Genomic DNA, 12,039 nt, shown 5'->3' with positions numbered 1-12,039 from the left:
CTATGCGCAGTTCCATTGCGGCCCTGACCATGTTGGCCCTGACCACGGGGGTCCAGGCCGATCCCCTGGTCCAACGCGAATTCTCCGGCAGGGACAACCGCTTCATAGAGATACCCGGTGCCGGCTTTCGCGCCATGGCCGCAGGCAAGCGCATCAGTTTCGATGCGCAAGGCATGAGCATCGACCTGCCCGGCCAGACCAACGGCGTGCAAGGCCGGTCGGCGGCCGCATCCGGCGTGGCACGGAGCCTGAGCCTGCGCCCGGATTCGCGCCTGCGCTACAGCTTCGAGAACGCATCGATGTCGGCCCCGCAGGGCCTGCACCCTTCGCCCACGCTCTACCACTGGCTGGTCGGCGAAGCCGCGCAATGGCGCACGGGCCTGCGCAGCTTCGGCGCCTTGGGCTACCGCAGCGTCTGGCCAGGCATTGATGCCGTTTTCCAGGGCGAGCCCGGCGGTCTGAAGTACCAGTTTGAACTGGCTCCTGGTGCCGATGCCGCACAGGTCTGGCTGCGCGTGGAAGGTGCGACGGATGCACGCATCCTGCCCACGGGAGCGCTGCAGTGGAGCATAGGCAACGACCTTTTCACCGACGATGCACCGCTGGTCTACCAACCCCGGGGCAATGGCCGCGTGGACGTGCCCGCCCGCTATCGGCTGGAGCAGGTAGACGCCACCACCTGGCGCGTGGGCTTTGAGCTGGGCAGCCATGACAAAGGCCTGCCGCTGGTCATCGATCCGGCCTGGACCGGCTACTCGGGCCTGGTCGGAGGCAACTCGGCCGACCAGGTCAACGCCGTGGCGCGAGACAGCGACGGCAACACCTACGCCTGTGGCGTGACGCAATCGTCCGACCTGCCCAACGCGGGCAGCAGCAAAGGTGGCGAGGATGCCTTCGTCGTCAGATTCGATCCCAAGGGTGTCCCCATGAGCGTCACTTATGTGGGCGGATCGGAAGACGACGCCTGCAACGGCCTGGCCGTGGACATACAAAACCGCATCCACCTGGCGGGCAGCACGGAATCCACCGGCTTCCCCCTGCTTGGCACAGATGCCAACCAACGCTTTCGGCGCAGCAAGAGCACGACGGATAGGGATGCCTTCGTCATGCGCCTGGCACCAGACGGTGCCGGCATTCTGTATTCGGGCCTGATTGGTGGAACGGGTGACGATCAGGCCAATGCCCTGGCTCTGGACACCCTTGGCCGGGTCTATGTGACCGGATTCACGGAAGGCAAAGGCTTTCCTGCCGTGAACGGACCGCAGCTCAACCACGGCTCCGGCCCTGCGCAGTCAGAAATGCGGGATGCCTTCGTGGCCCGCATCGACGCTTCAGGCAGCGGGCTGGAGTACGCCGGATACATCGGCGGCGACGGCGGCGCCGACATCGGATATGCCATTGCCGTGGACGGCACCGGCGCGGCCTATGTGGCTGGCGCTACCGACTCTGTCTCGGGGATGCCGGGCGCCACGGGCCTCAGGACACTAATCAATTCGCGCGCCATCGATGGATCAGACGGCTTCGTCGCCAAGATCCGGGCCGACGGCAGCGCCTTCGACTACTTCACGCTGCTGACAGGCTCGGGCGCCGGTGCGGACCGTGCACTGGCCCTGAACCTGATGTATGACGGCTCACTGCTCGTGGGCGGGGAGACCGGGTCCGACAACTTTCCCGCCGACAACGGCGGACTGCGCAAGGGCCTAGGGCCGCAGACCGCGCGCAGCACCGGCATGGACGGCTTTGTGCTGCGTCTGAATGCATCAGGAGACCAGGTGCTGGACGCCACCTACCTGGGTGGCAATGGCTACGACAGCGTGGAAGGGCTGGCCGGCGACGGCGTGCAGTGGTTCGCCACGGGCAGCACCAGCAATGGAGCAGGCTTTCCCGTCAAGGCACAAAGCGGCCTGTCCACCACGCCAGGAGGCAAGCAGGACGGCTTCCTGGTCAGCATCGCAACCAGCGATCCGAACAACTGGAACTATGCAGGGTTCCTGGGCACCTCGGAAAACGAGGCCATGCGCAGCCTGGCCGCAACCAATGTGCAGGGCAGGACCCTTCTTTCCGTGGGCGGCGCCACCACCACATCGGGCACCAACGGCCTGACCAACCCTGCGAACAGCGCCCTCAGCGCAAACGCGAGCCTTTCGAATGGTCTGGTATTTCGCATCGATCCTTTCGGCCCACCTGCGGCCATGGCGGTGCTCACTGGCTCTCAACAGTCCACCCGCATCCAGCAGCCTTTTGCCACGCCGTTGGCGGTCAAGGTCACCGACATCGACGACCAGCCGCTTGCCGGCATCATGGTGGACTTCAATGCGCCTGCCGCATCGGGGCCATCCACCACCTTTGCCACAAGAACCTCGGTCACGACCAACGCCCAGGGCATCGCATCGCTGAGTGCCACGGCCAACCTGTTCGCCGGCAGCTATACCGTGACGGCGCAGGCAGGGGCGGCCAGCACCTCGTTCTCGCTGACCAATGACAAGAGCCCGCAGGCTGCACTGACGGCAAGTGCAGCACTCCAGACCCTGCCCTATGCCAGCACCACCACGCTGAGCACCAACGGCGGCTCTGGCGCAGGCGCCATCAGCTACGCCGTAACCGCAGGCGCGGCCTATTGCGCCCTGACAGGCAACACGGTCACAGCCACGGCCGTGGGCGATTGCACCGTGACGGCGACCAAGGCGGGAGACGCCAGCTACCTGGCCGCCATGACCACCGTGGACATCTCGGTGATCAAGGCCCAGCAGCCTGCTCTGACGGCGACGGCAACACCCAGCACGCTGGCGGCCTTCAGCAAGGCCGTGCTGTCAACCAGTGGCGGCACAGGGTCCGGCGCCGTGGGCTTTTCCATCACGGATGGAGCCGCCTTTTGCTCCGTCAACGGCAACACGCTCACTGCGGAAGGCACGGGCTCCTGCACAGTGACCGCCACCAAGCTGGGCGATGCCAACTACCAGGACACGCTGGCCACCACCGTGGTGACCGTGACCCCTGCAGCCCAGGCCACCCTGAGCGTGCAGGCCACGCCTTCGACGCTGGCCTTCGGCGCCACGGCAACGCTGGCGACCACGGGGGGGTCCGGCACCGGTGCCACCACCTACGCGGTGACCGATGGCGCCCAGTTCTGCACGGTGACCGGCAACCAGCTGACCACCGCGGGCGCCGGCAGTTGCACCATCACGGCCACCAAGGCCGCTGACATCAACCACCAGGCCACCAGCGCCAGCACCACGGTCACCGTGACCAAGGCGGGACAGGCAGCACTGGCCGTCCAGGCCAATCCGGCGGCCATCAACTTTGGCGGTACGTCGCAATTGACCACCACGGGTGGCTCGGGCACAGGCGCGGTGAGCTTCAGCGTCGGCGGCCCATGCAGCATCACGGGGTCCACGCTCACAGGCCAGGGGGTCGGAGCCTGCACGGTCACGGCCACCAAGGCAGCGGACGCCAACCATGAAGAGGCCACGGCAGGCGCCTCGGTGACAGTGTCTCAGGCGAGCCAGGCTGCGCTGTCCGTGGCGGCTTCGCCCAGCAGCATTGCCAAGGGTGCCTCCAGCACGGTCACGGTCACAGGTGGCAGCGGAAGCGGAGCCGTCACTTTCGCGCTGACCGCCGGCTCAGGCAACTGCTCCCTGCTGGGCGATACCGTCACCGGCACGGCCGTAGGCAGCTGTACGGTGACGGCAACCAAGGCGGCCGATGCCAACCATGCACAGGCAACGGCCTCAGTGCAGATTGCAGTCGGCAAGGCAATCCAGAACATCACCTTCGATTTCTCGTCCCTGCGCTATCTGAGCCCCGAGGCCCTGTCTCTGGCCAACGCCGCCGGCACCAACTCCAACCTGCCGATCAGCTTCAGCAGCCTCACCCCTCAGACCTGCGTGGTCACGGGCACCTCGCTGCGCCTGATGCGTACGGGCGAATGCACATTGCAGGCCAGCCAGGCCGGCGATGCCGAGTACGCCGCAGCAACGCCCGTGAACCAGACCTTCACGATCACCTTGCCGCCTCACACCGTGAGTTCCCTGACAGGTGCCGCGGGCGGCGCGACAGCCACCGCGCAGATCGCGACAGGAAGCCACTGGGTGTTCACGCCCTTGGGCACGGGGCCGTCGCAAACGCCGGGCTTCATCCCGCTGCAGGGACATACCAGGTCTCCTGCAGAGGCACCACCAGCCCAGCTGCAATTCCCGTTCGGCCTGTTCGATTTCACCGTAATGAATGGCTCGCCGGGGTCCACACTCAGCCTCACGCTGACCTTCCCGAACGATCTGCCTGCCGGCGCCCAATACTGGAAGTACGGCGCCACGTCCGACAATCCCGCGCCGCACTGGTACCGCTTCACCGGTGCGCAGTTCTCGGGGAAAACCGTGACACTGACCATCGAGGACGGCAAGCACGGCGATGACGACATGGATGTGAATGCTTTCATCAGCGACCCAGGCGGCATCGCCGTGGTAACGGCCACTGCGGGCGGCAGCCCTGCCGCCATTCCCACGCTATCTCAATGGAGCCAGTGGATACTGCTGGCACTGATGCTGGCAGCAGCCGCCCTGACAATGCACAGGCCCCGCCCGCGCAGCAAGTCACACTGACCTGTATGGAGCGGCTGCAGCCCGCAGGCGGCCGCTCCAATACCTCCTAACCGTGATCGCGCCACAGCCAAGGCCTGCGCAGGCCTTCCCCACGGTCCGCACGCCCTAAAATTGCGGCCGATTGGAGACAAGCGGTTTGCAAACGAGTACCCACGAGCCCATGCTCACCCCCGCCGAGCGCGAGGCCATCAATTCCGGCCAGTGGTTCTGCAGCCTTTCGCCCTCGCTGCGCCATGACATCCTGCGCCAGACTACGGTCCGGCGGCTCAAGGACGGGGCACTGATCTATGCACGCGGCGATGTGCCGCACAGGTGGTATGCCTGTGCGCAGGGCGCCGTGCGCATGAGCTCGACCAGCCTGTCGGGTCGGCAGACCACGCTGGCCTATGTGGAGCCGGGTGCCTGGTTCGGTGCCATGTCCACCTTTCTTGACGAGCCGCGCACGCGCGATGCCTATGCCCACGGGGACACCACGCTGCTGTGCGTGGACAAGGAGAGCTTTCACGCCATCCTGGCCACGCATGTGGAGTTCTACGACGCCCTGCTGCGCCTGCAGGCCCACCGCATACGCCAGACCTACGGGCTGGTGGAAGACCTCAACACCCTGCCCCTGCGCGCACGCCTGGCCAAGCAGTTGCTGCACCTGTCGCGCAGCTACGGCACACAGGTGCTGGACGACCCGCGCGAGCTGCGCATAGGCCTGCAACTGGTGCAGGAGGAGCTGGCCCAGTTGCTGGGCGCCTCGCGCCAGCGCGTAAACCAGGAACTCAAGCGCATGGAGCGCGACAACTGCATTCGCGTGGAAGCCCAGGGTCTGGTGGTGAGGGACCTGGTGGCTCTGCAGACCATCGTGCGCGAGGCCAGCCTGGCCGGCGCCTGAGGCCGGCGCCAGCGCAGCGGCAGTTCAGCGCCGGTTCAGCGGCGCCAGTCGATTCTTGCCGGGCGGCCCGGCAGATGCAGCGCAGCCGTTGCAGCAGGCGCCTCGGCCAGCAACCGGCCCTTGCGGAACACCTTCAGGCGCGTGGCGCGCAGCCGTATCGCCTCGGCCGCATCGCGCGCCTGCAGCAGCACGAAGCTGGCATCGCAGCCGGCCTCGATGCCATAACCGTCCAGGTGCATCACACGCGCCGCGCGCGTGGTCACGGCGTCGAAGCAGTCGCGCATGCCGTCCTGGCTGGTCATCTGCGCCACATGCAGACCCATGTGGGCGACCTCCAGCATGTCGCCCGAGCCCATGCCGTACCACGGGTCCATCACGCAGTCATGGCCGAAGGCCACGTTGACGCCTGCGGCCAGCAGCTCGGGCACGCGCGTCATGCCGCGGCGCTTGGGATAGCTGTCCTGGCGGCCCTGCAGCGTGATGTTGATCAGCGGATTGGCAATCACGGCCACGCCGCTTTCTGCGATCAGCGGCAGCAGCTTGCTCACGTAGTAGTTGTCCATGCTGTGCATGGAGGTGCAGTGCGAGCCCGTCACGCGGCCCTGCAGGCCCAGGCGCTGCGCCTCGAAGGCCAGGGTTTCGATGTGGCGCGACAGCGGGTCGTCGGACTCGTCGCAGTGCATGTCCACCAGCAGGCCGCGCTCGGCCGCCAGCTCGCACAGCAGCCTGACGCTGTCGGCACCCTCGGCCATGGTGCGCTCGAAGTGGGGAATGCCGCCCACCACGTCCACGCCCTTGTCCAGCGCCCGCCGCAGGTTGGCGACGCCGCCGGGCGAGCGCAGCACGCCGTCCTGCGGAAACGCCACCAGCTGCAGGTCGATATAGGGAGCCACCTGGCGCTTGACCTCCAGCAACGCATCGACGGCCAACAGGCGGGCATCGCTGGTATCCACATGGCTGCGGATGGCCTGCAGCCCCTTGGCCGCCGCCCAGTCGCAATACTCCAGCGCGCACGAGATCAGCGCCTCGGCCGTGAGCAGCGGCTTGAGCTCGCCCCACAGAGCAATGCCCTCCAGCAGCGTGCCGCTGCGGTTGACGCGCGGCAGGCCGTGGCTCAGCGTGGCATCCATGTGGAAATGCGGATCGACGAAGGGAGGCGACACCAACTGGTGCTGTGCATCGACCACCTGGTGGGCAGGCGCTGAAAGGCCCGCCGCGACCTCGACGATGCGCTCGCCCTGCACGGCGATGGACATGTCCTGGCGGCCGTCGGGCAGCGTGGCGTGAATGACGAGTAGATCAAGCATCTGCGTATTCTGCGGGCATGGCCGCGCACCCGCAGACTTGCCTGACCACGCTGAATGGCCTGCCAGCGGTCAGACCGAAAGCGCAAGGGATCAGGGGGAACTACTGGTAGCTGATGGTGAAGGTCGCCGCCGCATTGGCACTGCCTATGGTCACGTTCTCTTCGGTCTTGACATAGCGCGCCGTCAGCGGGATATCCAACCGCTCCTGCCCGTAGGCAACAGCCCCTGCAAACCATTGATTCCTGTTGCCGGCAGCATTGGAGTCCGGGCCAAAGCCCAGTGTCTGGCCATCCTTGCGAATCTGGACTCCCACACCTTTTGCCACCGAGGTTTTGGACAGGGTCAAAACATTCCCGATATTTCCAGGATTTGCCACATCCGTCAGCGTGACATAGGCGTTGGTCAACGAACCTGGGATGCCGCCCTTGCACAACAACGAGATGAGGAAGGAGCGGGGAGCACCGGTTGAGCCGATTGAGGTGAGTTTTTGAGTGACAGTCTGGGCCATGCGCACGGGCTCCGGCGCCTGTGGGGTACAGGTGGGCACCTTGGGCCGGAGGACGACGGGCGAGGAAAAGTTGTATTGAGCGAGAATCTGGCCAAATGCATCATTCGCGCGTTCGTACAGGAAATCGCTGTCCAGCACGCCACCTGCAGTGATATCGCCATCTGCGGTCTTGATCAACTCAACTTTGACATCGATAAGTGTATATGCAAAAGATCCGGAGTGATTGGAATACCCCAAACCACTTACAGGCGCAGCACCATATCTAGTCGAAACCCTCATGCCAATACCCTCGACTGTCGTCGGGTATATATTATTGACTGGTGTAGATTTACCTACAAGATAGCCCGTGACCGATGGATCACAATTCATCAATCTAGCGCCAAGCCCATTACTTATTACCGCTACAGCGGTTTTTGAGTAAATCACCGTGTTCTTGGCCACATTGGGATTGAATTCTGGAGGATTGAAATTACTGAACACATACTTGTAATAGCCTGACCCATCAGTTGTATTTTCAATTGCGCATGCGGACCATGCGGAGGTGGCCATCATTGCAAAAATAAATATCATGACAGCCTTGTTTATTCTGCAAAAAGCACCTATGAATATATGCATTTTGAATACCCCCGGATAATAAAAAAATTCCAAGGCCGCATTTCCTTGGTAAATTTTCAATCGTAGACACCTTTCATCCGAGATGAAATCAGATCAATCTGATTCAAGGTCTGCCCAGTGCCATGAAGGTCGTGGCGAGGCAGGCCCCATCACGTCAATGGCCCCGCATGCCGATACGCTGGCCGAAGCCAGGGCTGACAGCCGCGCTGCCGCAGCGTGGCGTGAATGACGAGTAGATCAAGCATTTGCGTATGCTGCGGGCAGGGCCCGGCGCTCTCTCTTTCGGTGGGGTTTCATCAGGGCCTGCGGATAGCTGGCCCTGCGCTGCCGGCATGCGCGCGCCCTCCCCGACGATACCTATCGGGGGCAAAGTCCTGCGGCCTGCGCAGACTCGTGCTGGAGCCTGCGCTCCAGGTTTTGCCAGTCGCTATGAAGGTCGCGCGCCACGCGCGGGCTCCTGCAAAGCGCAACGTGGCGCGCCTGGGACAGCGGTTGCAACGCGGCCAGTGCCTGCAGGCGCAGGGCATCGTCGTTCAGCAGTTGCGCGGCGGCCAGCCGGGCCTGGGCGATTTCGATTTCGGCATATGCACGGGGTGCAGGCAGCTGTTGTGCCAGGGCCTGGCGCACTTCAGCGGCATCACCCATGCCTATGGCAATCCAGAGCCAGGCGATCCAGCTGTCCTGGGAGGCGTAGTGGCCGGCCTTCTTCGGCGGGATGCGCTCCACGCTTTGGCGGGCCAGTGCCACGGCAGCGCCAGTCTGGCCGTGCTCGGCCATGAACCGGGCATGCAGGGTTTCGGCCTGCATCAATGAGAAGATTTTCCATTCACGGCGCTGAGCCGAATCCGCAGTCACGGCATGCGCAGCTTGCGGCGCTGCCTGAAGCGCGGCCTGGAGCGCGATCACATTGGCCTGCAACTGAGCTTGCGCCGCTTCGGGGTGGCCGCTGGCATCCAGCAACCGGGCGAGCTTGATGCGCGCGTGCAGCAGCAGGAAATCGTCCGGCGCATCGGCGTCGGCGCGGCGGATCTCCACGGCTTGCACCATCCGATCAAGCCTTTGCGCCACGGTCTGATCAGGCGGTCCCCAGAACGCAAGAACTTCCTGCACGCTGGCCAGCACCCGGCGTGCAGGACCTTGCACGTCCTGCAGGTCGGCCACCAGTTGCTGGCGCAAATTCGTTGCCTGCTCGGCGGTATCCGCCGTGTCGGCCATGCCTTTCAATGCATGGGCACGCTGCAGATCACTCTGTGCCCGGGACTGCGTCATCGCCCAGGCCGATTGGTAAAGCGCTTTGGCGCGCGCCTCGGCCGGAGGATGGTCGTCCATGAGTTGCAGTTCCCGGGCGGCCTCCAGGTAGATCTCCACCCGTTGCTCTTGGGCAGACGGGGGCAGTTGGTCGGCCTGGGCCAGGCGGGCCTCGATCTCGGCCAGGTGCTGCTCCGGTACGTAATCACGGCGGGCAGACAGCTCCACATCCCACAGCGCAGCAAGAACCTGCCGCCCCTGCGGCGCAGCTTGATGAATGCCCATGACCATGGCCACCGGCAGCAGCAGGCAGGCCAGGTAGATTGCCAGGCCCGCTGCGCCTTCGGCCCAACCGGGCGCACGCGATTGCAAGGCAGGCAGCAGCGCGCCTGCAACGGCCGCGCGCCGGACAAACGGCCAGCGCGCAAAAGCGGGTTGCTGCAGCACGCCGAATGCGCGGTGTACGGCATCGGCCTCACTGACCGGGGCCTGGCATGCCTGCTGTTGAGGAAGCGTGTGCAGGGTGCGATGCACGGCCCGCTCCAGTTGCATCACCCGCCATTGCCAAGGCAGCCCCATCAGCAGCACGCCGGTGAGGATGGCGATCAGGGGGTCCCGGCTGAACCAGGCCAGCCCACCCAGCGCGGCCATGCCCGCCAGTGCAAACACCAGCCGCATTGCGGGCAGGCGAGCGAACAGCAGGCTCTCCACCACGCGGCCGCCATCCAACGGCGTGAGGGGCAACAGGTTGAAGGCATTGACGACCAGGGTCAGCAGCAGCAATTGCATGGTCCAGGCGGGTGGCTGCGGGACCAGGCCCCAGCCTACGGCAGCCAGCGCTCCCACAGCCAGCAACAGCCCAGGCATGGGACCGGCCAGATAGACGCCCACTTTTTGCAGCGGCGTGGCGTCCGCCTTTTCTCCGGTGGCCATGCCGCCCAGGCCAGGAATGAAGAAGACGGATTGCCGCTGGTAGCCCGCCCAACGCATGGCCAGCCAATGCCCTCCTTCATGCACGGCGATCACCACCAGAAGCATCCACGCCATGTCCCATGAAAACAGCACGGCGCCTGCTGCCAGGAACAGCGCCGCCGTGATCCAGAAACTGCGGTGGCGGTTGTGCGCCATGCCCAGCCCGCGCTGCACGGCTTTCTGGTAGCGAAAGCGCAGCGCCTCGGACACTTGCCGGACCTGCGGCCCATGAAGGCATGCGTCGGCAGATGGGCTGGCGGGCACCGCCCTGTCTTCCTTGCGCACTTGGCGCAAGGCACGCCAGGCCAGCCGCAGCGACTCGCGCCAGCTGAGCCGCCAGAATCCGGGCCCGGCAGGCAGCGCACGGCCCTGGGCCACCAGTGCAGGGACCTGGCTCCGGCCCCACTCATCCAGGCGCTGTAACGCCTGGTCAAGGCCCTGGACCACGGGAGCCCGGTCGCCGGACAGGCGCTCGGCGTAGGCGGCCCAGGCCGATGCGGTATCGGGCTGGGCATCGTCCAGGTAGGTCCAGCCGGGCGGCGCAGGCAGGCTTGTCTGAGGTAGGCCATTGAAGCCCATCCAATTGCGCCCGTCGGCAAAGAATGTGAGCCAGGTCACGGAGCCCACGGTGCGGCCATGCCTGGCGCTTCCCGCCTGTTCGGCCTGGACCATCGCCCAGGCCCGCCCGTCGGCATGGACGAACAAGTCCACCTCCAGAGGCAGGTCGGGATCCATGGCCTGCGGATGCGTGCCCTGCAGGCTGGCACACCAGGTGAAGCCCAAGGCTTGCAACTCCGGCTGCATGGCATCCAGCACCGCCCGTGATTCGGGCTCCAGCGCCTGGCGCTCCACCACGGCCATGGGCGCAGCACGCAGGCGCAGGCGCATGCAGTTCAAAGTGGCCAGCAGCAGCGAGAGCGCATACAGCAAGGGAATCGCGCCCAGCAGCGCCAGCCAGGGCGCGGCTTGTGAGAGCCAGTTCATCATCTTGAATAGTCTTGTCGATGGAGTGTGACGGTTCTGATGTGCCCTCCCAAAAGCTTCTCCAGGCAGATCAGCATCGGGATCGTAGCCTTGCCACCCGTGATGCGACAATCAAATCAAAGGACCATTCTTCAAATGAAAATCGCCACTTGGAACGTCAATTCCCTGTCCGTGCGCCTGCCGCAGGTGCTGGCCTGGCTGCAGGCCAACCCTGTCGATGCGCTGGCGCTGCAGGAACTCAAGCTCACCGACGACAAGTTTCCGCTGCAGGCGCTGCAGGAGGCCGGCTACCACGCGGTCAGCCATGGGCAGAAGACCTACAACGGCGTGGCCTGGCTGACGCGCACGCCGGTGCACGACGTGGTGCGCAATATTCCGGGCCTGGATGACGAGCAGGCCCGCATCATTGCCGCCACCCTCGATGCCGAAGGCGGCCCGGTGCGCCTGATCAATGGCTACTTCGTGAATGGGCAGGCGCCGGGCACCGACAAGTTCGCCTACAAGATGCGCTGGCTGCAGGCGCTGCAGGACTGGGTGAAAAGCGAAATGGCGACCCACCCGCGCCTGGTGCTGGTGGGTGACTTCAACGTGGCGCCCGAGGACCGCGACTCCTACGATCCCATCGGCCTGAAGGACACGATCCACCACACGGTGGAAGAGCGCACGCATTTCCAGGCGCTGCTGCAGCTGGGCCTGACCGATGCCTTCCGCATGTTCGACCAGCCCGAGAAAAGCTATTCGTGGTGGGACTACCGGATGCTGGGTTTCCAGAAGAACCGGGGCCTGCGCATCGACCACATCCTGGTCAGTGAGGCATTGCGCCCCAGCGTCAGCGCCTGCAGCGTGGACCGTGCGCCGCGCAAGAACCCGCAGCCCAGCGATCACGCGCCCGTGGTCGTGACCTTGGGCTGAATTCCAGCCAGCCGG

Annotated in this window: 6 protein-coding genes; 3 read left to right on the top strand and 3 right to left on the bottom strand. The window is 65.1% G+C overall.

The genetic code is table 11. The annotated features are described in order from the left end of the window. The first annotated feature begins 2 nt into the window (after positions 1 to 2). Together KDK82_RS03995 and KDK82_RS03990 are read left to right on the top strand one after the other, a co-directional pair. Entirely contained in the window at positions 3 to 4,598 is a 4,596-nt protein-coding gene (locus KDK82_RS03995; RefSeq protein ID WP_088164070.1) for a choice-of-anchor U domain-containing protein, read from the top strand. A 160-nt stretch (positions 4,599 to 4,758) separates the two neighbouring features. Beyond that, complete coding sequence (locus tag KDK82_RS03990) at positions 4,759 to 5,478, top strand: Crp/Fnr family transcriptional regulator (protein WP_013801399.1); 720 nt, start codon at positions 4,759 to 4,761, stop codon at positions 5,476 to 5,478. A gap of 35 nt (positions 5,479 to 5,513) precedes the next feature. Here the strand turns inward: KDK82_RS03990 and KDK82_RS03985 are convergent, their stop codons facing one another. The 3 genes from KDK82_RS03985 to KDK82_RS03975 form a co-directional block, all read right to left on the bottom strand. Beyond that, the gene (locus KDK82_RS03985) at positions 5,514 to 6,785 is read right to left on the bottom strand and encodes an amidohydrolase family protein (protein WP_088164069.1); all 1,272 of its coding nucleotides are present in this window, start codon (positions 6,783 to 6,785) and stop codon (positions 5,514 to 5,516) included. Between the two features lie 100 nt (positions 6,786 to 6,885). Beyond that, a complete protein-coding gene (locus tag KDK82_RS31705; RefSeq protein ID WP_143343383.1) occupies positions 6,886 to 7,968 on the bottom strand; it encodes a fimbrial protein in 1,083 nt (360 codons plus the stop codon). Between the two features lie 297 nt (positions 7,969 to 8,265). Continuing rightward, positions 8,266 to 11,115 (bottom strand): site-2 protease family protein, encoded by a 2,850-nt coding sequence (locus KDK82_RS03975; protein WP_256974391.1) that lies wholly within the window; start codon positions 11,113 to 11,115, stop codon positions 8,266 to 8,268. A 132-nt stretch (positions 11,116 to 11,247) separates the two neighbouring features. Between KDK82_RS03975 and xth the strand changes: the two genes are divergently transcribed. After that, on the top strand, positions 11,248 to 12,024 hold the full coding sequence (gene xth, locus KDK82_RS03970; RefSeq protein ID WP_088164067.1) for an exodeoxyribonuclease III: 777 nt from the start codon (positions 11,248 to 11,250) through the stop codon (positions 12,022 to 12,024). Positions 12,025 to 12,039: the final 15 nt, after the last annotated feature.

This window comes from Delftia sp. K82 (genome assembly GCF_002193035.1).
GTDB classification, from domain to species: Bacteria; Pseudomonadota; Gammaproteobacteria; order Burkholderiales; family Burkholderiaceae_C; genus Comamonas; species Comamonas acidovorans.
The sequence above is the reverse complement of the archived record's forward strand: the minus strand, read 5'-3'. Positions and strand labels throughout refer to the sequence as shown.